Here is a 21,885-nt window from a genome sequence, read left to right as displayed (position 1 = left end):
TAAATCTTTATAGATAGACTCTGAAAATACAGGCAAGGTGCTACAAATACGCACCCCACCTTTTTTATTTACACTAGATAGATAGCGTATATCACTCCGGTCAGGCCTAGAATCGCAAAGGTTAGCGCCAGATTCTTAGCCATCTGACCACCATTTTCCGCTGCTTTACCAAACATACTGAATACCAGTGGATGAACCAGAAATGTCATTGCGAAGGTAAAAGTAATCAGGCTCGCAGCTGTTGCACCAAACATCCCTTCCTGCACTGCGGCAAATAGGCCAAAATGCGACAGGCCTGAAGATGCCGCCATTGATGCGTGTTCCAAAGACATACCAGCGAACGCCAGAATCGTGAAGCTGCCAAACACTGCCATAATTTGCCAGCCCAGAGAGAACTGCATAAGGCCTTTTACCTCGGTGCTCTCACATCCGTTCGCTTTACGCAGGTTCCTTAATGACAACACAACGAAGACCGCTCCAACAAGCAGTAATGGAAGCGTCCAATGTGTCATCAGCGTACCAGCCTCTGCACTTGCTGCCAGTATGGTGAACACAAAGATGTGTCCCACAAAAGGAATGTTAATCATAATTGGCGCGCGGGATGCTGCGGTATTACCAAAATCACCAGCTGTACACGCACCAGTAAGGCCAGTATGAGAAAGGCCTCCTGCCATTCCCGGAGCCAGATTGCGTACGTGGTTTGCGTATCCTACAAAGATCAATAGTGCTAACCCACTAAACATCCAGAAGACTTGACCTGCAAAGCCATACACAATAACACTCTGAAGCCCCGGTAGTGCAAATGCCTCCAGCATATGAGAGCCACCAACAATAAAGCTTCCAGCCAATACTAGTGGAATACCCGCAAAGAGAAGGGCATTCATTGTTGGACCTAACTTCCATTTAGGTAGTAGCATGCCAAGGCTTGAAGAGAGAATCATCGCAAAAAAGATCTGCGGTAAACTAATGTACTCCTCTACGGTACTTGCAATACTTCGTGACAGGGTCAGTACAGCCAGAACTGTCACGACCTCTATAAAACCTTTACGTATGTACAGCGATTTATTGCGAATGTTTGCCCCAGCATCTAGCCAGATAAATGCGGCAGCAAGACAGACGTAAGCAAGCAACAGATAGGATTCACCTAGCATGACTTCACTCGCTTTGCCTGCAATCAGCACATCGGTAGTCTGAATACCGACCAGTAACAAAAATGCACGGCCAATATACGTTAGTTGAGTAGTACTGGTACCCACAACGATTTCTTTTTGAGAAGGTTCGATAAGGTTGCCTTCTGCGAGTACATCTTTTGACAACAGGCGCTTGATCTCCTGACCGCCAACAAAAAAGGAAGCAATCAAGGCTATGACAGTTGCCTGACTAATCAAAACGACAACGGGAAACTCCCCCAGACCTGGTGGTGTCATACCACCTTTTACCAGCAGTGAACCAAGCCCTAAACCAAACACGACAATCACAAGCAGTGAAGAGTATTTTGTTCCTGCGACGAGAGTTCGAGCGACGAGAACCATGATGATCAGGATCATCATCGCCAGAAAGAAATGGTTTAAGGCATATAAGTGGAAAACTTGTTCCATTTTAACTCCGCGTTAACTTAAAAAATGTCCTCTCAGTGCCTGCTGTTTCAGTTCAACTGAGTGTGTATTTGGGTAATATTTGGTTCATACAACCGCGTTTGGGTGAGCCTTTGAAACAACTTGTTCTTCTGCGTCATCTTTTTTTGGAAGTGGAACTTCAGGAAAAAGGGTGCGAAGAGACATTAAGATCTCTTGGCGAGATACAACGCCGGATAGCTTTCCCTGATTTAGTACTGGCAAAATCTGCGGTTTATTTACCTTCATCTCTTTTGCTCGTTGTTCTACGGATAAAGAAGAGAGCTGTGTGGCATAGCCCATTGAAGTAACTGGATAAAGTTGTTCTTTGTCCAGTGCGACAGATTCAAGTACATCGGTAAGAGATGCGTTGATATCCAAAGTTACTAGGTCTGTCTTCATCAGATCCTGAACTTTTATATCTGTATCAGGTTGATAGTCCTGGCACCACATCTCAACCATTACGTCATGTGCGGACAAAAAACCAACCAGAATTCCGGTGGAGTCGCAGACAGGCGCACCGTAAGACTTGCTGTTCAATAAAATATCTATAGCGGATGCCAAAGGCATGTCTGGTCTCAGGGTAGTCGCGTTCTCATTCACTATATCTTTCACTATCAATAAACTACTCATCGTCTTCTCCTAAAATTGGGGGGATGAAAAGCAGCTTTGATAAATCATCGCTGCTCAAAAAATAGTAAATAGCGATGCTAAATCAGTGAAATTGATTCCTCTTACACCGTTGTTCAATTTTTTTGATTTTGTATGACAAAAACAAGGTTAGTTATTCATGAGGACGAGTAAGAACAAAAGTAGGCATAAATAGGGGCTATTTAATGTGTGTCGTCGCTTTGATGAGGAACTGCAGGCTTGAAGAGGAAAGACTATATAAAACAGATGGTTGGGGTGTTGATTGTACCGAGCTGTAGATTGATATGAGATATCAGAAAAACTGATACTGTGTAAGTGTAACTAAGTATTTCATGAGCTATTTCATATGAGCATTAAGTATTTGAATCTTATGAACTCTGAGGATATTAGGCTCGAGATGTATGAATCGCTGCACTGACAGTGCAACATGTTTTTAGCTTAGCTGTTAGTTTCATGTAGATAATGAAACCAGAATAGGGCGTAAAATGACAAAGTTGTTTAGTGTGTTAGCGTTATCTACAGTAGCTACTGTCTCAATGGCAAGTGAAAGTGATGCAGTACAAGATATGTCCGACCCGTTAGCTGTATACACTCAGATAGGAGTGGGCTACACAGACAGGGGCTTGAACCTTAAGTTAGGTCAAACATTCGATACTGGAAATGAGAACACCATGGGTATGAACGTGTTTGAGCTTAAGGGATTCATGGGGGAGACCTTTAGCTGGGATGATGACGCGAACAATAGCGTTGACTCATTTCGATTTAGAAGGTTTGGTGCGGATTTGACTAATGGTCGTGGGTCTCAAATTGATGCTAATTACGATTTTGCTAATGAAAGCGGAACTCTCTCTTACAGTGTTATTCAGACACTCCCAAAAATTGGACCAATACAGTTCTACCCATTGGCTGGAGTAGGTGCGTCATTTGGTAACAATGTTGTTGGCGATAATGGTGATGTAATTAGTGGGTATTCGATTCCTGGTACATTCGCAGTTATCGGAACCTATGGCAAACTCGATATTACTGACACAATTTGGCTAAATTATAATCCAATGTGGATGTCGACTTTATCTGGGTCAGATAACTTCAAGAATCAGGGAATGGCTGGAGAGTCAGAACTTCTCGCGCATGAGTTTGCCGCTTCTTATCAAATTAATCCGCGACTGAACGTAAGATATTTTGCCAATTGGACTGAGCATGATGACTTTATGGATGGTGAGCACCGCTTAGAAGTAAATTATCAACTTTAGTCTCGTCCTATCACCATAAGGCCCGAAAGCTCTGTGTTCTAAATATAAAAAGTCTTCATATTTCGTATTGTTAAAGTATCATCGTAACTGCCTAATGCCGGCTCGTTTGATGAGAACATATTTCTAAGTGGAGGGAATGTTATGGATACAAGGTATGACCCATACGAGTCTTTCAGTTTGTTGCTAAGTGAAGACTTATATCCTGTCCTTTATAAATCGTTCATGACTACACCGCATAGAAAAACCTATAAAGCAGGGGAGCAGATAGTCTTTCAAAACGTAGAGCTTGATAAAATGGGCTTTATCCTGTCTGGTGAAGCAGAGATTGAAATTGTTTCAGATGATGGTGATTTGCTTATCCCAGAAAAGTTTTCTTCGAATAGTTTAATCAACGCAGTTGCGTTTATAGATGGTGGTATTTCTCCAGCTGCTGTAGTGGCGGTAACTGATTGCACAGTGTTATTTATTCCATACTCGAGACTTAGAGCTGATGTTGAGCTTTGTCGTGAAGCAACCTTGATAGCAGGTCTATGTGCAGCTTCGTTGTATCGAATAGCAGAAAGGTTGCTGTCTACTGCCTTATTGTTGCCCTTGAACGAAAGAGTCTTGCAGAGACTTGAGCGCCTTAAAGATGAAGGCAATCAAGTCTCTATCACGGCAGAAAAATTAGCTTCTTATTTAGCTGTCAGTAAACATAGGGTGCATAGAGTGCTTAAAAACCTCGAAGAGGAAGGTTTAATAATAAATGCTTATGGAAGTGTTCAACTAGTCGATAAGTAGGTTCGTGAATGCTTCTCTGGTGTTTGTTTCAGCTTCATGGAAGCTAACTAAACCTTTTTCTATGGCCTCTGAAATGGAAATTCTTTTCTCTACAACGGCACTCAAACTGGCTTGAGTCATTAGAATTACTTTTGATAAGGCCTCCGGTGGCTGAATATCGATGGATATGCCTCTCGCACTTTCTGGGTCAACCCGAGACCACAATGGAATGTCGATCAAGATAATATAGGCTGACTCAAAAGCGGGATCTTTTAAATTATTTGCTAATAAACTCAACCACCAGGAAGCTCTTTGGAAAGTTGGCCCTGGTGGCAAGGTTGTTGGCTCCTCGATATCACCGTGTTTCGAATAGAAGATGGTTGCGAATTTCATTTTGTCTGCTCCAGGAATGGTTTCTTGTTCAAATCCGTCAAACCCAAAATGTAGTGGGCAGGCTAGAGTGGTTAATGAAACAACCAGGCTTAGCAGCATCACAATACTTTTCTTAAACATTTCTCACCATTACTGTCACCAATATAAGTAGTGAGGCAATAATAATTTGAACTTATTTTTCCAAAGTTGCATTCCGCAATTTTGGACGGCAAACATGTTGTTATTCTGGATTCAACCTAATGAAAACAGGAAAATAAACATGTCTAAACTATCTAAGCTGGCTGTCGTTATGTCAGCAGTGTTATCAACGTCTGTAATGGCGAATACTTCATTATCTGTAGGTGAAAAAAGCGTGGTCAGCCCTACAGGCGCAATTGTGGAAGAAAGCCTGAATGCTAAAGATGGACAATACACTGATGGTGCATACCAGGTGGCACCTGGTGTTTGGTCACTCACTGGGATGGGAATGGACAACGTAAACGTTGTCGAGACTGAAAACGGTATTGTTGTTTTTGATGGTGGCCTGAGCAGAGCGTATGCCGAGAAAGCAATGTCTATGCTACCAGAGCACATTGCAAATCTACCCGTAGTTGGTCTTATTTACACTCACTGGCACTACATCGTGGGTGCTGGTAACTGGAATGTATCTGAGGACACCATTGTTGTCGCGCATGAAAACCACAAGGCAGAGCTAGGCGCTGCACTTTCTACTGATTCCCCTATGGCACAAGTCCGTCAAATCCGTGGTGGCATTCAACTTGGCTCATTTTTACCTGCTGAAGGTCCAGACTCTCCATCTGTGACAGGGCTTGTGAATGTGGACTTTACCCCAGAAGAAATGAAATCCTATACACCTCCTACGATGTTAGTTGGCGATGAAGAAACCACAATCGTTATTGACGGTATGGAGTTTGTTACTCATCAGGCACACACCGATACGCTTGATGGGCTCAGCATTTATGTACCAGAGAAAAAAGTAAGTGTAGACAACACTTTTTGGGCTCATGGTTTGTTCAATTACTCGACTTTACGTGGTGACCGCTGGCGAGATATCAGTCACATGGAAGCTGCTATTGAATGGTTGTTGTCGAAAGATATCGAACACAGCTTAAAAGTGCATGGCAAACCTGTGGCTGGTGACGTGTTCAAAGAGCAGCTAGAACATCAGCTAATCGCTACACGCGCATTGGTTTCAGACACTGAAAAGGCCATTGGTGCAGGCATGTCACCTGATGAACTTCAATATGCTGTGACTATCCCAGAAGAAATTGCGGACTCACCTTGGGTAGCAGAAAACTATGGTGAGTGGTCATATCATGTGCGTCGTTACTACAACCATGTAATGCATTGGTTCGGAAATGACTCTATCGATCTTCACCCACTGCCAAGAAATGTAGAAGCTGAGAAAATGGTCGAAGCCATGGGTGGTACTGGTAAGGTAATAGAACTGGCTAAACAGGCTCAAGTAGACAACGATCATCAGTGGGCGGCACAGCTTGCAACCTACGCTATCCGCTCTGGTGACGAAGCAGCAAAACAAGTGAAGGCAGACTCTCTAAGAGCAATGGCTCAGAAAGCAACGGCATCTAACACCCGTAACTGGATGCTGACACACGCATTGGTGCTAGAAGGCGAAATCGAACTGCCAATTATTCTTACTGGTGAGTACTAATCAAGTCGTGGCCTCATACAAAACTGTATGAGGCCAGTTTGGGTGAATTATGAAAAAGTTATTTGCTATCTACCTGCACACCATGATGCGTTTGGCTGAGAAAAGCTCACTAGTAAGGCGAGCACTCAGAAGCGGCAACTCACTATTAGTTCGTTACCTGATACGCCAACATAAAAAAGGTGGGATAGCGGCATGGCAGTCATTCTGGGTTCCTGCTTTTCGTGAGTATGGTAATCACCGTTCGTCTTACTTGATTAACAAGATGAATATTGACATCTCTGATGCTCAGTCCGTCGGGTCTTATCATGATTATGAAGATCCGATATTAGGAGTAGAAGGTCATTGGGATAACGACTCAGAAGGCAACGCCATAAGAGTTGAGACTACCTGTGTTGTATGTGATGACCTGATGAGAATGACCAGTGATGAGAAGTGCCGTAGTGACTTTTGTCGCCATATAGTTACTGCAATGGAGCAGGGGACAGGCCAGGCGATAAATGAAAAATATAACGTTGGAATTATCGCACTCCTAACAGAAGGTGATGAGTCCTGTAAGTTTCTTCACACCATAAAGTAGAACTGTCTTTTTGTTTAATTTTAATGGAGGCCACTCAATAAAATGAGTGGCCTAGTTGTCATGAATCGTCTTGAAACCCTGATAGAAAAATATGGTGTCAGCCATCAATTAGCGACGAAACTACTGGAACTAGGAAGGGTAAGACCTGTTGCTAAAGGGAGTTTCGTAGTGTTTAAAGAGCAGACAGTGGATTTCTTAACTTTTCCATTGGAAGGTCGCTTTGGTTTAAGTTCTTCTTGTATTGAACGCGCCAATAGTGTTTTTAGCATAATTACGCCTGGAACTGCTTTGAATGAGGTTCAGTTATTACTTCGGGAAGATTGTTTAGCCGATATATTGGCTACTAAAAACTCTGTGGTTCTGCAGGTGTCATTCTCTGCTTGTGAAGTGCTTCTTAAAGAGTGTATTGAGTTTTCTAACTTTCTTGGTGTCTCTCTGGCTAAAAAACAACGAGTCTTTCATACCTTGTTTCAACTTAGGGCGATGAAATCAAACACAGAGAAAGTGTGCCGTGCTGTAAAGGTAATAGCGGAGATGTCTGATAACAATGTTGCCGCAATCAACTTAATAAGCCTCGCCTCTTTACTGTACATGTCACGAAATACAGTCAGTAAAGAAATCAAGAAGTTAATAGAGCAAGGAGGGCTTGAAGAAGTGGAGGGTGGATACGTTGTCAATAATCTGCAAGTTGGTGAAGATTGTAGCTTGTAAAGTTCTGAAATTTCAATTAGATAAAACAATTTAATGAGAGAACAGTCTATCAGACCGTTCTCTCAGGTATTGTTATAGGTAGCGGTTTTCCAAATGAGCCTTGAAAATAGCAGGGTTCAGAGTCTCCCCAGTAGCTTGCTTCACTAACTCGTCAGTTGTCAGAAGGCTACCTTTATTCCAGATATTCTCAGAAAGCCAATTGAAGATCGGAGAAAGATCACCACTACGAATCGCGCCATCGACATCTACGTTCTGCTTCATTGAAGCCATAAATTGAGCGGCATACATTGCGCCTAATGTGTAGCTTGGGAAATACCCGAATGCGCCATCTGTCCAGTGAACACTCATCATTTATTAGGAGTTTAGTATAGACTGATGCTGATTGAACAGTCATACTTTTTGTAAATTAGATTATTGGAACACTATACGATGCTGAATTTATCGCATTCTCAACCTCAAATTTATTCATACAGACGTTTTTCGAACATGAGACAAGAGAAAGGACGTTCACTTGCTAGACAGAAAAAGCTAACCGAAGAAATCGCTGAAAAATTTGATTTACCCATTAATGAAGATTTCGTGATGACAGATAAAGGGCTATCTGCCTTTCACGGTCATCACAAATCAAAAGGAGCCTTGGGTATATTTTTAGAAGCAGTAGAGAATAAAGTCATCAAGCCTGGTTCGGTACTAATTGTAGAGTCGCTTGACAGGTTAAGTAGAGAACAACCATACGTTGCACAAGCAACTCTAGCGGCTTTAGTTGATGCTGACATTAAAGTTGTTACAGCTGCCGATGAGCAAGTTTACTCGAAGGAGACTATCGCAAAGGATCCGTTCAGTACAATGCTTCAGTCGCTTCTATTAATGATTCAAGCACATAAGGAATCGCTAATAAAAACTGAAAAATCTGTAGACTTCATACATGCAGAAATATTGAAACACGAAAGTGGAGTAGTTGCAGATGTGGCTGGATCTATTCCATTTTGGATCAGCAGAAAACCAAGCCCTCATAAGAAAATCAAAACTGGATTTCAGTTAAATCAACATGAGGAAACAATCCGTTTGTTAGTAGATATGTATTACATTCAAGGTAAAGGGCTTCGAACAATAAGTCGAGAGTTATATAGCTTAGGTATAAAAGCTCCAAAAGGCGGAGATGTTTGGGGTGTTTCAACTTTATCTTCAATTTTTTGCAATGCAGCTTTATGTGGTAGGCACAAATTTAAGTTGGAATACCTTAAAGACGGCAAAAAGCAAAAAGAGGCATATACCTTAGAGTCATATTATCCAGAAATAATGAGTACTGATGATTTTGAGTCGATGCAAGCTATTAAAAAAAGGCGGTCGGGAGCTCACAAAGGGGATAAGAGTAATAAAGGTGGGTTAGTGTATTTGCTCACAGACTATGGTGAGAAGTCATTCTGTGCCAAATGTGGCAGCAGTGTAGGTTCACAACCCCAAAAGCAAAAATATCGTATCAGGAGAAGACTACATTGTAGCAAGCATAAGGAAACGGAGAACTGCTGTAAAAGTATCGTACAAGATTACATTGAAGATGCATTTTTGGTTTCAGTAGCAAGACATATTGATTACAACTTAATCAACACACAGGTAAAGCCTGAAGATATTATTAAAAACTCCCAAAGGTTGGAAGATATTGAGATTGAAATAAATAATTTTATGGAAATGTTCCGCTTTGTTAAAGACCCAAAAACCAAATTGAAACTGAAGGAAGACTACAAAAATCTTGAAAATGAAAAAAAAGAACTGCTTCAGCAGAAATCAGATTTTAAGCAGCATGAAATTAGCCCTGAGGATATCAAGAGCTTTATCGGTAAAGTTAATGATGCGAGAGATTACCAAAACAACGAAGCAAGAAAGTTTGTAAAGAGCATTCTAATGCAGTGTATTCGAAAGATTTCAGTGCATATGGAAAAGAAAAAGTTGGAGTGCTACGGATATCCAAATATCTGTAATAATTCTTTGGTTAATGTGGTAGATGTAGAATTTTACACCGACAAGACCTTATCTATTTTTGTAAGCGCTGAAACCAATGAGTTATTGTTTTCTAAGATATGTGATGATTTTGCTGACGAATCATTGGGCAGTTTCACTGAAGAACAATTGCAATTATGGAACAGCGAAGGCTGGGATACATTGCAACAACTATTCGAAAAGGATAGTAGTCCAAACAATGATCCTTCTAGCGCTGAAAATCTATGGCTAACTTCGGTTGCCGCAGAAGAAATTTCAAAGGCATTTTTAGATTGTATTGACGATGACGTTATAGATTCTGTACTGGGAGATGAGGACGATAATCTGTCATCAATCTGATGGGTGTAATGAAGCGGCTCTTCAGCTAACGGGTCGTATCGACTATTTGTACCATGCTACGCATGAATATTTCGACGGTTAGCTTGTCTAGCCCTTACATTTCCTTCTCTGTCCATAGACATCCAGTATAGTTGAAAGGATGTCTATGAATCACACATCTTATCTATAATGGCTCTATTGACTAGTCCTTACACCTAATCATATTGGCAATTTTGGCAAAAACCTCAATAAACTTATCATGTTGATAAAGCTCATGCATTAGAGTTATTGGTTTGCTTCTGAGAGTGTCGCTGGCAATTATTTCTTCCCAGTCCAACTTGCACCCTGACAGGGTTGGGCGAACTTTTTGTATTGCTTTTAAAAACTCCCAAGCAATCAAACCTTGCCCTATTGCTGTAGGATGAATGCCATCAAGACTGAAAATGCCGCCTTTCTCAATATCGCCGTCAGTATTAACATGGTAATACTTGGTGTTGATTCTTGGATATATGTATTTTAGTTCGTCTGGAAATTCATACGTAGGTTTGCCCATATTTCGCTTCCATGCCATTCTCGAAAGACTATCACTAGCTTCTACAATATGAAATCTATTAACTTGGAAAGACTTGTTAACCATATCAACCAACTCGCGTATGATACGATTAAATTCTGTAATCGTCTCGTCTATAAACAGGGCTTGTTCAAAATTCAGAAGCTTGTTGGACGCTAGTGCGGAATCTAAAGACAACGGAAAATAAGTATAGTACTGATAATACAGACTTTGATTGGTAGGGTTTGAAGGATCTCGTGTTATTCTCTGCTGGCCAACCCCCTTTACTAGCGGGGCAATCGTGACTAATGGTACAGTTCCGATAAATACATGCCAATCTTTATGAACATTTGACTGCATTGCATCGACGATTCTCTCTAGCAACTCTTTATATTCATCACGAAAATCATTTGGATGCCACAGGTTCCAGTTGAGTCGTTTGCTTCTATCTACCTTCCAGGCAGGTTCTGATTTGTTCGGACTAGGCTTAATTTTAAGGTCTAGTATAGTACCGAGAGCATTATTGGCACCGAGCCATAGGCAAAGGTTTTCGACTCCTTCATCTTCAGCAACATGCTTTAACCAACTAACAGCGGAATAATCGCCAAATTTTTGTTCACCACTATCTCCAAGTGGATTAAGTACGCGGTAAGCATTACGATAGAAAGGTGCACTTGCTCCTTCTAGCCAATTATCCTTCTGGTTTTTCTTCATGTTTTCTTCAATGGCTTGACGGCATTTATTTGGGGTAACCATAAATGCATCACCAACATCCATGCCTTCGACGGAGACATTGTGAAAGCCTTTTGTAGAATGAGGAGACGAGACCGCATTCCCAAGCATACCATCACCTCGCTCGAAGTAGTCTTCTGCTTCATCCAATATATTATTAATTGTGGGAGCTACACCGATCCATTCAAGCCCTCGAATATCAGAACCATAGCGTTTCTCAAGCTTACGAAATATCCTTTCCATATCAAACTTGGTTTTGTAACGTTGATCCCAATTGAGGAAACGGTAGTCGTTTATGTTCATCGCTTGCGCAAGTAAGGTACTGTAGCTTTGGTGAGTGTTTGCGGCTGCTCCTGACATAAAACCTTGTGAAATGCTATCGCCGATGGTGAACAGTTTTGCAGTCATATCTATGATTCCTAGTCAAATAAATAAGACGCTGGAAATACTGATACTGCGATCCAGGTTGTATATTAGTTCTCTATTGATTTCATCTTGAATGATAGGTTAGAAATACCGTAATCAAAAGTACTTATGACGATTTCGATTGATAGTATGGTGCACTAAAGATCTGAGTGCTATTTCAAAAGAAATAAATAAAATTATCAATAATTAAAAATAATATATGCAGCTGAAACTCATACATTATCCCTCTATGTCACTTTTTAAACTGAATCGCCGATACTCTTTTAAACAGCATGATGGTGTGGGGTAAGATGATTTTCATTTAACAAACATGATCAGATAAACCGTGCTTCATTCTCAATAATAATACTGGCGATCATATATCTAATTACTAATGAAAACTAAAGTAATTATGTTAGCTATGCAAAGTTTAATATCAAAAAGCGATTAGACAAATTAGGGAAGTTATAGATGGATGCAAAGGACTGGATACCGATATTTATTTCACAATCAAACATAGTAATGATTTACTGGAATATCTATATTGTTGTCGCAGTTGGGATAATTGGTTACGTAGCGCAAAGAGCAGAAAAGTTAACCACTGATCAAAGGAAACTGTTTGTGCTAGCATGGTTCTTGTTTGTGATTAGTAACCTCCCAAAACTGTATGAAGCCCAAAGTTCGCTTTATGATATCCATAAACAACTTGACCTATATGCATGTATGTTTTCGGCAAGCCACCCATATGTGACAACCGCTACTCATCTGCTGTTTGATATCCTAATTACATACTTTATTTATAAGTGGAAAGCAGGCCAGTAGTTCCTAAACCTAACTGAGCCAATTTCTACCCATGCATTTGTTGATACATGGGCTCACCAGAACTTCGTTGGATGGTATGACTATTTCAATAACATCGGATTAGGCATCAAACTTGATATTGGGCATGCGGACGGGGAACATCATCCTGACAGGGTGTGCCACAACTGGGAAGATAACCGACAGATTGATTCGGTAGTAAATAATCATTCTCGTTTTACTTCTTTGGCGGGTGCCCTGTATAGAAAGTGATGGTATTAATAAAAAGGATACTGATTGATTTAAGTTCCAATCAGCCGTAAAAGCGCATAAGCGTTTTGGGGTTGAGCTTCTATCATCTATTTTCCGTAAGATGGGGTATGACTTGGCGGTTTTATAAAGGAGTGATTACAAATCAAAAGTAGTTGCAAACCCATGTCATTTTTTATGGAATGTGAAGCGAAAAGCAAGAACTTAGTTGTTGCCTTAATTTTAACAATCGTATTAAAAATAACGATAGCACAGCACCCTAGCACGATTGATTAGGTTGGGGTTATTTTTTGCTTTTTAACCGTAAATGGAGCTTATGAGCAAATCAAATTTAATTTCTATCGATACATCAATCTTTGGGGATATAGCAAAAGACTACTTCTCTACAAGCGAAGTCTTACGCCGAAAAGCAAAAAGCACAGTTGATCATTTAATCGTAAATGGGTACATACCGTTTGTAACTTACCATCACATTTTAGAAATACTTCAGCATGAAGATATAAATACCGTGCTAAACCGCTGGTCTTTGTTCACTGAGTTCCCTTATGTCGCATGGTTGAGTAGCCATGATCCCAATGCTGGACTTGGCTCAATCATAGATGTTCACAAAGTCGAAGTATCATTGACTCTTGCTGGGGAAGGTAATGATATTAACTTGCTCGCAAAGGCTGTCGAAGCGTCCTTAATCCAATATACAAAAGGGAGTGAGTTTGTAGAGCGTTTTCAAGACCTCTATATGAATGTCCGTGAGTTAGGAATTCCTCATAGTCAGAGAGACAAAGAAATTGAGTCAATCGGCCATGTGCGAGATAAAGAAGTCGATAAAATAAAATTATCTAGCTTGTTTGACAGTAGTTTAAGAAGCCCAAATGATATGCTGAAAAGCATGCAGCAGTTTGAAAGCAATCTCTGTAAGTCTTTGCAAATCAGTGGTGATCCGAAACTAACGGACGTAGAAGAAGTTGCAACTAATTTCATTAGGGAAGTATTAAACAATTCTATAGATTTGTTTAGTACTGATATGTCTCTATACGAAGCTTTCGTATTGTCAGCAGGTGTAAGGCTTGATCAAGTAACTCCAAATACATCAATTGGTCAATTAGGGAACATAGCTGCGTATAATCAACAAGTTAAAGTGATACTGAGTTCGTTGGGTTTGCCAGAAGAACTAGAAAGAAAGCTCCCGTATAAGTCTCAAATTACATGGGAAATATGGGATCACTTTGAAAGCGCGATGAAATATGAGAAGTTTGCTCATGGTAGCAATATGCAGGATAAGCATATGTGTGTATTCGCGATTGTTACAGATGTATTTACAGTTGATAAGCGTGTATGTGAATATTTTCGCCAATTAACAAGAAAAAACAAATCACTGGTATCTGTATTTGATTCAGTAGTTAAGGTATCCCATTACTCTAAGTTGGAATTACTAGAATAAAGACTCACCTTCTAGTAAATGGTCATGGAGACTTGGCATAGTATAAATAGTTAACAGTAGACGTTTAGAAAATGACTAGAGACTTTCGTTACAAAGATTTTTCAAGTTCGATGGAAAGAGAATTGGCCTTGCTTTTAGGGCGAATCACTCATCACATCCATCCAGATATCGTTAAGTATATCTCGGAACAAAACGTTAATTTTGAAAGAGTTTTTCAGTCGATTAGCCCTTGGAACTGCACCAGTCAGAATTTCCTATACCCAAATTCAGATTGTGTATTTCCAGGTTTTAGGCGTCCAATTAACAGCGAAAAGATAGGAAAGTGGAAGAATAATGTAAATACGTTGGATGGAACCATTCTTAACGATAATACATTTCCGCGTCATATCTGGGCATTTCTATCAGTAAACAAAGCATACTCAGGTGGTTCCGCTGGGATGTGGTCATCCAGTGGTCTTGCTAACTTTGAACTAGCACACGTATTTGCTCATAAAAGAGCAGAGAGAACGCTTGAAAAGGAAGTATTTAAAACTGTTGATACGAAAACAGAGCCATATGGACTTTTTACTTCGGCATCAAATGTTGTGTTAATTCCAAAAGGGTTTTCTAAACCTACCGATCAAATGAAGAGTATAAAAGTATGCTTCTATAAAAGGCATTTTGATCTATACGGTGATAACGTCATTGGCCTCGGGGGACTTGACGAACGACATTTTCCTGACTGGTTGGATGATATTCAGTGGTTAGAACCTGAGTTGCCTAAAGATTGGAAGGTTAAGATTGATAATCTTCTAGACTATAGAAGCCGTTATTTGACTAACAAATATAGTTCAATACGAACTTAGGTGGAGAGAAGAGTTTCAACTAGTACTACCAGAAAAATAACGACCTCTTTTCACCCATTATTAACTGTTTATATGACAAACGAGAATATGAGACTTCAACAACAAGCAGAAGAACAGAGTGCCTATCGTTATTTGGCTATGCAAGATATACAGAAACGTAAACGATTAAAACCTAAATGGTCGAAGCATACTGAAGAAGCACAAAGGCTGATTAAACGAAATGATAGATCTTCGCTAATACAAGCGGAAAAGCAACTACTTAAGGCTCTAAAGATAGCATCAACAAACTCTCTTGCTAGAGCATCTACTTGCCATGATTTGGGCGTTTTATATTTCACTTATCTTACAGAGTTACCAGGTGGAACTTCCCAAAACCTATTGAAGGCTATTCAGTATCTTAGCCGTGCAATAGATACGCCTGAAAGACAGAAGTACCCAGAAAAACATGCTTCGAGTGTCTCTCAATTAGCAGCAACTTATCGAAGAGCTGCTCTTGAATACTTATGGCCAGAGGATGGTGTTAACTGTCTCGAAAGAGCTCAGGCGTTACACCTTAAGGCTGTCGGTCTACTCAGTAATAGTAAAATTCCAGCGATCATCCAAATTGGTCAACTTTCGATAGTTTACTTTAATCTTGCCAGCGTTTTGCTTGACCAAGGGTTGACTCAGAGAGCATGTGAAATTCAAGCTGAGTCGGTTGAATTATATCTTGCATATCATAGCGTTAATTTGCCTTCTTTTATGGAGGTGATTCCACCCATGCAAGCTTTAGGGCTTAGTTTTGCTAGATTGATGCACTTTTCGAAATATCAACAACATAAAGACTTATGCGAAACCATTCTCGATAGAGCACCACAGTTCGGGCTTGATCCTCTAGCGATTATGACAGTTAACCCTAAAGTCGATCTTTCTGAGCCTGAAACACAAATTACCTACCTTGTAGCTAAGGCATACGAGAATCCCACTGAAATGAATGTGACGGCTTTAAAGAGAAAACAAGCGGAGATAATGGATAATCGTCGGTTTTGCCGTAACGACGCCGAATCTGACAACTTGGCAGCATTAGCACAGAGAGCTTGTTCTGGGTTGGGACGAATATTGATTCAAAAAGATGATGCTTTAGGTGCTCTACGATTTCTAGAAAACTGTAGTGCTTTACGTTTTTGCGAAAGTGCTGACAAACACTGGAAAATGCCGTCAGAAAAGCTAGGGCTTAAACTGTGGCCTGATTTACTTGAACTAGGTTCGACTCAGTTTAATTTAAATGAGCTGGCATTAATGCTGGAACATGTGGAAGAAGAAAATCTAAAACCTGCTATCCAAGCGTGTTACGAAAGGTCACTAACACCTTGGATCCTAGACGATTTAATTGAATCTACGACTTTTTTCAATGAAAAGAACTATCCGCAAGTACTCATAAATGCTTTAAACGAGAGGGATCCAATAGGTTTCTTCCGTAAGCAATCAGGACATTGCCTTGAGGACTTTCAAAAAGTAGAACAGTTAATCTATGAGCTAGATCCAAGTTTCACACATCAAAAAAATAGTGACTTGGTCATAAAAAATGCACATTTTGAGCAAGCTCTTAGCTCACATAGCGACTTAACTCTTGTAAGAATTGATATTGAGGAAGGGTATGATGATGCGCTAATCCTAGTCGCAAATATGGAAAACAATAGACTCGCTGTCAAAGGTCATATTGTTAATGTCCCCGATGGCTTAATAAACCATATGGGTGCTTACATTCGAGGAGAAGAACAAGCGGGTGAACAATGGTCTTTAGATTTTGTTGATTGGAGGAAAATCTTACCTGACGATTGTAAGCGTATTGGTTTGCTAACATCGTTTTTTGCTTCTCAGATTCCGTGGGCTGCAACAGGAGCTAAAGGTTGCGAGTTATACACACTAGTAGAAGAGGTAAATTGGCTCCCAACTATCCTTTACCTCTGTAATCATGTAACGCATTTTAACAAAAGAAGTGGAAGCATGTGTATCAATGGTGGTGATACACGTTTCCACGATGTTGCTAACCAATATGTATCTAATTTGAAGGGTGATATCTCTAAGAGTGATTTTGTCGATGAAGTGAAAAATAGTGAAATAGTTTCGTATTATGGCCACTGTGTACATGAGTTCCCTAATAGACCATCGCTAAAAACTAAAAATTTCGACCTGAACGATTTGGAACTAGTTAATCAAGTTGCTGGTATGGAGCGTGTAGAGTTCTGGGCTTGCCAGAGTGGTAGTAATATCCCTTTAAGCGTCTTTTCTATTCCCGTAAATGAAGCATTTGGCTTTGATATGCGGGTGATAGAGTGGGGGGCAGTGAGTTCAATCGGTTCATTGTGGGCGCTGCCTGATATTGTTACAGCCCATATCAAATCACACTATGACCAACTTATGAGTAATGGTACCTCACCATCAAGAGCTTTACTTACAGCTCAACGCTGGTGGGTGAAACAAGGTGCAAAAGCTGAACTAAGCAAAATGAGAGAGTTAGGGTTGCCGTCATATCTAAGTACCCTGGGTTGTAATGAAACTATGGATGGACTGTTGGGGCCAGTGAAGGCAAAAGGGTCGCGGAATGAGGATGAGTTAAAAGAAGCAGAGAGATTATTCCTACATCCTTCTTCTTGGGCTGGTTTAAGGTTTTGTGGTATTGCCGAGCATATTAACCAAGCCGTTTACAAAGACAAAATAGACCTATCAGCAGATGAGATAAACCAAATAAAAAGTCAATTGGCCGAACTAAAACTAAAATCTGGATTTATGAATTATGCTTGACGTGATTGAAGACTTATTGCCCATAACTGACTGGAGCGTTGAAGGTCGTAAGCAATACCTCGAGCGCAATAGGTCGTGTATTGAGTTGGTGTTATATGAGGCCCTCGAGGTTTTTGATGAACGAAAGATATCTTTGGCGTTTGGTAGCCAGTCTATTGCAGTAGATCGAATAATTGATATGTTTTCATCTGATAATTTCGAAGACAAAAAGCTACCTGATGGTATACCTCGTGATATCAAGTTGTTCAGTCAAATTGATTACTGGTGCAAACTAAAGTCTGGGGTGGCGTTCGCTGGACTTCAGAAACTCGGAAATGATGAGATTGATATAATTGATAGTCATACGAACGGTGGGACTCTTGAAGCTGATTTAAATAAGCTTTCGAGTTGCCTTGGCACCTATAGTCAGTTGGTAGCAGCAAATATGGTTTATTTTTGGCTTCATGCTAACAAGAAGCTATTGGATGAATTAGGTCAAGCAAGGCTGCCCGTCGAACACGACATGGAAGGTCACATAGAAAAAAGTCCTACCAAGTACAAAGTGGATTCTTCATTTAGGTATCTATGTGTCTTTCTTGATATCGAGCCTCATATCCCTGGTTTTCACGTGTATAAGAGCAAATACTTAACAAAAGGGGAAAACAAGCCGCAGTACACTGCGAAGAAAAACGAAAGGGAGACTCACCATACAACGAGTGAAATTAGAATCGTCGTGAAAAAAATTATCGATTACTTTTATAGGGTTTATTGCGATGAACCAAGCCCTTTATGTTTGGTATTACTCAAGTCTGTAGGGGGGAAGAGTTTATTGGATCAATATAAAATCAAGAACGACGATTATACAGACATTGAAGAGCTAAGAGGCAAGCTTACTGCGTTGAAATCTCCCCGTCGAAAGGAGATTTCACATGGCATTAGATAAACTTTCATTGGATGAGATGGTTCAAGGTCGAAACACTGATACAGGTGACTGGAAAGAACTGATTAAAGATCCTGAACGTGAGCGAGTTTGGAGCGAGGCTGTCAAGCGTAGAGAAAACTTGGATCGGTTCTGCTATTTTGCTGCGAAGTGGCCGCAGTTTGTAAACCATTACCAGCAAGCTAAGCGCTTTATTAAAAAGTCTATCAACTCTCCAAAAGTCTCTCTGATAAGAGAAGGAGAGCTATTAGGTGACTTAGCATTATCACTTAATGAGAAGGACAGGATAACGGATGCGCTTCTTGTTACTGTCGAATGGGGGAACCAGCAGATAATAGAGATTTGTAGCGAGCAAATCGTTCTGTTCAATTGCGAGTCAGAGATTCAAATACATTATAGATATGAGGACTCAGAAGGCTGGATCACTTCTGATGATAGGTGGGAATTCTCTCCTGATGAAGGAGCTGTAATGCTCACGTTCGCAGATGGAGGTGTGAAAAACGACGATCTAACTGAAAGTTTAAATAACGCAAAATCAGTGGGTTATGTCGTTTTGCTGCCTTCATTGAAATAAAAAGCGAAAAAAATCATTTTTTCATGCGTATAGACGTACCAACACAAAAAAAGGTACGTCTATATGCAAAATATCGTATTCAAAAGCCAACCAAACAGCTCGGAGCTCACCAAATCTAGCTCTGACTGTATCTGTCTTGTCGACAAAAAAATCTGGCGTGAACTGCCAGACTCCACCCGTAAAAAAACACTCAGCGTAGTTAGCGCTATTGCTAACGGCACTCCATGCTCTTTGTTTGGTGGAAAAATAGTCAAATCTAATCCATCCCTGATTCGATTCAGAATAGGACGTAGCTTTCGCTTGATTCTTTCGCAAAGGAAACACAACCAAGTTTTCAAACTTTGCAGACGGCAAGGTTATGAAAAGTACTTCAAACACTTCTGATAAACCACGTTATTTATTTTTTACTGGTTACGAAGTGTGTACTTGAGACCGTCACAAGACTTCGTGGCCACTTTACAGAATTAGGATTATGGATCTTGCGATGAACAAAAATAAGAAATGTCTATTAGTTACTTTCGACTTTACCCAGAAAGGAAAAAGTGCGACCAGCTTCGCTGCGGGAGTATTGGTGTCTGCATGTAAGCAACACCATCGATATGGTGACGAGTTTTCAGTAAAACACTTGTCCGTCGAAATGCACGAAAACAAAATGGAAAACCCGTCTGTAAAAGAAATTACTAAAGAAATCGACAGTCAATATAGATTGGAAGAGCTACATGGTTTAGCTATCGGGTGTTACGTATGGAACACTGATTTAATTGAGCCTTTGATTGAAGAATGCAGAAATAAAGGCTTTCAGGGAAATATCATCTTAGGTGGGTATCAAATTCATCAGGATACTTGTGAGAAACTCTATCCTAGTGGTGATATCTATCTACCAAGCTATGGAGAAGTATCGCTACCAGAGGCCTTTATGCAGGATAAACTTCTCCATAAGTTAACTCTGACTAATAAGGTAGATTTTGGTTCGCTTGATTCACCGTATTTAAATGGTTCCATTGAGCTTATTGAGAACCAACCAATGATACATTGGGAGACCCAGCGTGGCTGTTATTATGCCTGCTCATTCTGTGCTCATCGTGATGTAGTAAACAACAAGGTTTACGGTTTCTTACCCGAGACCATCAAAAAAGAACTGCGCCTGTTTAAAGAAAAAAATGTCCAACGAATAAACGTGCTTGATCCAATATTTCGCAAAGGACGCAGATCCTATGAAATCCTGGAGTACGCAATAGAGATTGGATTGAAAGCAGAACTGGTATTTCAAGTACGCTTTGAGGACATCAATGAGCGCCTGTTAGATCTGTTTTCAAAACTTAACACTCACCTTGAGTTTGGATTACAGACTGCCATCAAGGCCGAATCTGTTGTGATTAACCGTCGTAACAACATTGATAAAGTTTCTTCAGCTATCGAAATGCTTAAAAAGAAAAACATGTCATTTGAAGTTAGCCTTATCTATGGATTACCAACACAAACACTAGATAGTTTCACTCAAAGTGTCCATTTCCTTCAGAGTCGTGATGTCTCGAATATCAAGGCATTTCCACTGATGCTGCTGGAAGGAACGCAGCTATCAGATGACAGAGAGTTATACGGTATTAAAGAAGGCCAAATCGATGATTCAGGGATCCCGCATGTTGTCGAAAGTGACAGCTTCACAAATAAAGAATGGAAAGCAATGAGAGAGATAGCGAAGAAACTACCAGTTGAGGAGGTATTAGAATGTTTATCGTAATCGAAGGACTTGATGGTGCGGGTAAGTCAACAGTATCAAAACACCTGGCAAAGAAGCTCAACGCTAAGTTGTTAACTACACCAGGAGAAGACTTTAAACGTACACGTAAACAACTTGATGCCGCTTTCAAGAATAATCTCAAGGCAAGGCAGTTGTTCTACATGGCTACAGTGCTTAATGTGGCTGATAAAGCTCAAAGCTTACTAGCTTCTGGTCAGAACGTAGTGGTAGACCGTTACTGGTTGTCAACTCAGGTCTATCATTGCTGGATGACCAATGGACAACACTACAATTTGCATGAAATAGAAAGAGATCTCCTAAAGCCTGATCTTACGGTTTTCCTTGATTTGCCGAAACATGAGAGGAAAAAGAGAATTAACAATAGAAACAATTGTACGGCAGAGGATAGTCAGACATTAACACTGAAAGCGGATGATGCGTTGCGTAATCTCTATGAGCAGATGAGTGATTCAGAGCCTGTGGGCAAGTGGCTTAGCGTTGATGCTTCACAAAGTGTTGGTGCTATCGTAGATACGGTATTGGACAACATTTGTCAGGAGGGCTTGCTCTAACGTCAAGAACGCTGGGAGCTGGAATCAAGGTTCCCAGCCTTATACCTTACTGATTGCGAGACACATAGAGCCGTCGCTATGCGACGAAAAATCGAGCTTCATGTATGAATCGAATTTAGATGTTTGGTTAAAAAACAACCGCAACTACTCATGTTTCCTGTTTTATATATAAAAAGAGCTAGGTGAGTAGATTTGTAGTTACCTATTGAACATGGCGATGGAGGCATGACAACCAATAAGCCTTAACATCGCTAATTTCCTGCGTAGCAGGGCCAATGAGGATATTTTTTAATCGAATGAACTGTTGACAGCGCC

Annotated in this window: 20 protein-coding genes and 1 pseudogene; 16 read left to right on the top strand and 5 right to left on the bottom strand. The window is 40.4% G+C overall.

The window, feature by feature from the left end; all coding sequences use genetic code 11:
- Positions 1-68: 68 nt before the first annotated feature.
- Both SNR28_RS18610 and SNR28_RS18605 read right to left on the bottom strand, forming a co-directional pair.
- Positions 69-1,598, bottom strand: a complete 1,530-nt coding sequence (locus SNR28_RS18610; protein ID WP_375750039.1) for a hypothetical protein — start codon at positions 1,596-1,598, stop codon at positions 69-71.
- Positions 1,599-1,682: 84 nt separating this feature from the next.
- Positions 1,683-2,246, bottom strand: a complete 564-nt coding sequence (locus tag SNR28_RS18605; RefSeq protein ID WP_375750038.1) for a CBS domain-containing protein — start codon at positions 2,244-2,246, stop codon at positions 1,683-1,685.
- A gap of 503 nt (positions 2,247-2,749) precedes the next feature.
- On the opposite strand from SNR28_RS18605, the gene SNR28_RS18600 reads away from it, so the two are divergent.
- Positions 2,750-3,514 carry a hypothetical protein gene (locus tag SNR28_RS18600; RefSeq protein ID WP_375750037.1) on the top strand — a complete coding sequence of 255 codons (765 nt, stop codon included), beginning with the start codon at positions 2,750-2,752 and terminating at the stop codon, positions 3,512-3,514.
- A 141-nt stretch (positions 3,515-3,655) separates the two neighbouring features.
- Positions 3,656-4,294: a Crp/Fnr family transcriptional regulator gene (locus tag SNR28_RS18595; RefSeq protein ID WP_375750036.1), complete on the top strand. Its 639-nt coding sequence runs from the start codon at positions 3,656-3,658 to the stop codon at positions 4,292-4,294.
- On the opposite strand, the gene SNR28_RS18590 is transcribed toward SNR28_RS18595, so the two are convergent.
- The gene (locus SNR28_RS18590) at positions 4,280-4,786 is read right to left on the bottom strand and encodes a hypothetical protein (protein WP_375750035.1); all 507 of its coding nucleotides are present in this window, start codon (positions 4,784-4,786) and stop codon (positions 4,280-4,282) included. The two genes, SNR28_RS18595 and SNR28_RS18590, sit on opposite strands and share 15 nt — an antisense overlap.
- Positions 4,787-4,925: 139 nt before the next feature.
- Here SNR28_RS18590 and SNR28_RS18585 point away from each other — a divergent pair, with 139 nt between their 5' ends.
- From SNR28_RS18585 to SNR28_RS18575, 3 genes are read left to right on the top strand one after another with little or no spacing between them, the layout of a single operon-like run.
- The gene (locus tag SNR28_RS18585) at positions 4,926-6,338 is read left to right on the top strand and encodes an alkyl sulfatase dimerization domain-containing protein (RefSeq protein WP_375750034.1); all 1,413 of its coding nucleotides are present in this window, start codon (positions 4,926-4,928) and stop codon (positions 6,336-6,338) included.
- Positions 6,339-6,387: 49 nt separating this feature from the next.
- Positions 6,388-6,915 carry a hypothetical protein gene (locus SNR28_RS18580; RefSeq protein WP_375750033.1) on the top strand — a complete coding sequence of 176 codons (528 nt, stop codon included), beginning with the start codon at positions 6,388-6,390 and terminating at the stop codon, positions 6,913-6,915.
- A gap of 42 nt (positions 6,916-6,957) precedes the next feature.
- Positions 6,958-7,626 (top strand): Crp/Fnr family transcriptional regulator, encoded by a 669-nt coding sequence (locus SNR28_RS18575; protein WP_375750032.1) that lies wholly within the window; start codon positions 6,958-6,960, stop codon positions 7,624-7,626.
- Between the two features lie 72 nt (positions 7,627-7,698).
- Here the strand turns inward: SNR28_RS18575 and SNR28_RS18570 are convergent.
- A pseudogene (locus SNR28_RS18570) lies at positions 7,699-7,977 on the bottom strand (carboxypeptidase M32); the annotation flags it as partial.
- A gap of 78 nt (positions 7,978-8,055) precedes the next feature.
- Between SNR28_RS18570 and SNR28_RS18565 the strand changes: the two are divergent.
- Entirely contained in the window at positions 8,056-9,963 is a 1,908-nt protein-coding gene (locus tag SNR28_RS18565) for a recombinase family protein (RefSeq protein ID WP_375750031.1), read from the top strand.
- 181 nt (positions 9,964-10,144) lie between these two features.
- Here the strand turns inward: SNR28_RS18565 and SNR28_RS18560 are convergent, their stop codons facing one another.
- Positions 10,145-11,632, bottom strand: coding sequence for a hypothetical protein (locus tag SNR28_RS18560; RefSeq protein ID WP_375750030.1), 1,488 nt, complete (start codon positions 11,630-11,632; stop codon positions 10,145-10,147).
- Between the two features lie 468 nt (positions 11,633-12,100).
- Between SNR28_RS18560 and SNR28_RS18555 the strand changes: the two genes are divergently transcribed.
- The 10 genes from SNR28_RS18555 to tmk all read left to right on the top strand — a co-directional run bounded on the left by SNR28_RS18555 (position 12,101) and on the right by tmk (position 21,570).
- On the top strand, positions 12,101-12,451 hold the full coding sequence (locus SNR28_RS18555) for a hypothetical protein (protein ID WP_375750029.1): 351 nt from the start codon (positions 12,101-12,103) through the stop codon (positions 12,449-12,451).
- A 21-nt stretch (positions 12,452-12,472) separates the two neighbouring features.
- Complete coding sequence (locus SNR28_RS18550; protein ID WP_375754117.1) at positions 12,473-12,700, top strand: DUF6765 family protein; 228 nt, start codon at positions 12,473-12,475, stop codon at positions 12,698-12,700.
- A gap of 313 nt (positions 12,701-13,013) precedes the next feature.
- Positions 13,014-14,135, top strand: a complete 1,122-nt coding sequence (locus SNR28_RS18545) for a hypothetical protein (protein WP_375750028.1) — start codon at positions 13,014-13,016, stop codon at positions 14,133-14,135.
- 71 nt (positions 14,136-14,206) lie between these two features.
- Complete coding sequence (locus SNR28_RS18540) at positions 14,207-14,980, top strand: hypothetical protein (protein WP_375750027.1); 774 nt, start codon at positions 14,207-14,209, stop codon at positions 14,978-14,980.
- A 72-nt stretch (positions 14,981-15,052) separates the two neighbouring features.
- Positions 15,053-17,764 carry a CHAT domain-containing protein gene (locus SNR28_RS18535; RefSeq protein WP_375750026.1) on the top strand — a complete coding sequence of 904 codons (2,712 nt, stop codon included), beginning with the start codon at positions 15,053-15,055 and terminating at the stop codon, positions 17,762-17,764.
- The gene (locus tag SNR28_RS18530) at positions 17,757-18,686 is read left to right on the top strand and encodes a hypothetical protein (RefSeq protein ID WP_375750025.1); all 930 of its coding nucleotides are present in this window, start codon (positions 17,757-17,759) and stop codon (positions 18,684-18,686) included. Before SNR28_RS18535 ends, SNR28_RS18530 begins: the two co-directional genes overlap by 8 nt.
- A complete protein-coding gene (locus SNR28_RS18525; RefSeq protein ID WP_375750024.1) occupies positions 18,673-19,257 on the top strand; it encodes a hypothetical protein in 585 nt (194 codons plus the stop codon). The genes SNR28_RS18530 and SNR28_RS18525 overlap by 14 nt, the downstream gene beginning before the upstream one ends.
- 63 nt (positions 19,258-19,320) lie before the next feature.
- Positions 19,321-19,641, top strand: coding sequence for a hypothetical protein (locus SNR28_RS18520; protein WP_375750023.1), 321 nt, complete (start codon positions 19,321-19,323; stop codon positions 19,639-19,641).
- A 100-nt stretch (positions 19,642-19,741) separates the two neighbouring features.
- Positions 19,742-20,998: a B12-binding domain-containing radical SAM protein gene (locus SNR28_RS18515; protein WP_375750022.1), complete on the top strand. Its 1,257-nt coding sequence runs from the start codon at positions 19,742-19,744 to the stop codon at positions 20,996-20,998.
- Positions 20,986-21,570 (top strand): dTMP kinase, encoded by a 585-nt coding sequence (gene tmk, locus SNR28_RS18510; protein WP_375750021.1) that lies wholly within the window; start codon positions 20,986-20,988, stop codon positions 21,568-21,570. The genes SNR28_RS18515 and tmk overlap by 13 nt, the downstream gene beginning before the upstream one ends.
- Positions 21,571-21,885 lie beyond the last annotated feature (315 nt).

The organism is Vibrio iocasae (assembly GCF_042245395.1).
Taxonomy (GTDB): domain Bacteria; phylum Pseudomonadota; class Gammaproteobacteria; order Enterobacterales; family Vibrionaceae; genus Vibrio; species Vibrio iocasae.
Note: the sequence above shows the minus strand (reverse complement) of the source record. Positions and strands in the feature narration are given on the sequence as shown.

What these genes read in the sequence shown, in the direction of transcription:
- SNR28_RS18525 (WP_375750024.1), top strand. Translation starts at nt 18,673, where the DNA reads ATGGCATTAGATAAACTTTCATTGGATGAGATGGTTCAAGGTCGAAAC.
- tmk (WP_375750021.1), top strand. Translation starts at nt 20,986, where the DNA reads ATGTTTATCGTAATCGAAGGACTTGATGGTGCGGGTAAGTCAACAGTA.
- SNR28_RS18580 (WP_375750033.1), top strand. Translation starts at nt 6,388, where the DNA reads ATGAAAAAGTTATTTGCTATCTACCTGCACACCATGATGCGTTTGGCT.
- SNR28_RS18555 (WP_375750029.1), top strand. Translation starts at nt 12,101, where the DNA reads ATGGATGCAAAGGACTGGATACCGATATTTATTTCACAATCAAACATA.
- SNR28_RS18515 (WP_375750022.1), top strand. Translation starts at nt 19,742, where the DNA reads ATGAACAAAAATAAGAAATGTCTATTAGTTACTTTCGACTTTACCCAG.
- SNR28_RS18600 (WP_375750037.1), top strand. Translation starts at nt 2,750, where the DNA reads ATGACAAAGTTGTTTAGTGTGTTAGCGTTATCTACAGTAGCTACTGTC.
- SNR28_RS18595 (WP_375750036.1), top strand. Translation starts at nt 3,656, where the DNA reads ATGGATACAAGGTATGACCCATACGAGTCTTTCAGTTTGTTGCTAAGT.
- SNR28_RS18605 (WP_375750038.1), bottom strand. Translation starts at nt 2,246, where the DNA reads ATGAGTAGTTTATTGATAGTGAAAGATATAGTGAATGAGAACGCGACT.
- SNR28_RS18575 (WP_375750032.1), top strand. Translation starts at nt 6,958, where the DNA reads ATGAGTGGCCTAGTTGTCATGAATCGTCTTGAAACCCTGATAGAAAAA.
- SNR28_RS18590 (WP_375750035.1), bottom strand. Translation starts at nt 4,786, where the DNA reads ATGTTTAAGAAAAGTATTGTGATGCTGCTAAGCCTGGTTGTTTCATTA.
- SNR28_RS18540 (WP_375750027.1), top strand. Translation starts at nt 14,207, where the DNA reads ATGACTAGAGACTTTCGTTACAAAGATTTTTCAAGTTCGATGGAAAGA.
- SNR28_RS18565 (WP_375750031.1), top strand. Translation starts at nt 8,056, where the DNA reads ATGCTGAATTTATCGCATTCTCAACCTCAAATTTATTCATACAGACGT.
- SNR28_RS18520 (WP_375750023.1), top strand. Translation starts at nt 19,321, where the DNA reads ATGCAAAATATCGTATTCAAAAGCCAACCAAACAGCTCGGAGCTCACC.
- SNR28_RS18545 (WP_375750028.1), top strand. Translation starts at nt 13,014, where the DNA reads ATGAGCAAATCAAATTTAATTTCTATCGATACATCAATCTTTGGGGAT.
- SNR28_RS18610 (WP_375750039.1), bottom strand. Translation starts at nt 1,598, where the DNA reads ATGGAACAAGTTTTCCACTTATATGCCTTAAACCATTTCTTTCTGGCG.
- SNR28_RS18585 (WP_375750034.1), top strand. Translation starts at nt 4,926, where the DNA reads ATGTCTAAACTATCTAAGCTGGCTGTCGTTATGTCAGCAGTGTTATCA.
- SNR28_RS18535 (WP_375750026.1), top strand. Translation starts at nt 15,053, where the DNA reads ATGACAAACGAGAATATGAGACTTCAACAACAAGCAGAAGAACAGAGT.
- SNR28_RS18530 (WP_375750025.1), top strand. Translation starts at nt 17,757, where the DNA reads ATGCTTGACGTGATTGAAGACTTATTGCCCATAACTGACTGGAGCGTT.
- SNR28_RS18560 (WP_375750030.1), bottom strand. Translation starts at nt 11,632, where the DNA reads ATGACTGCAAAACTGTTCACCATCGGCGATAGCATTTCACAAGGTTTT.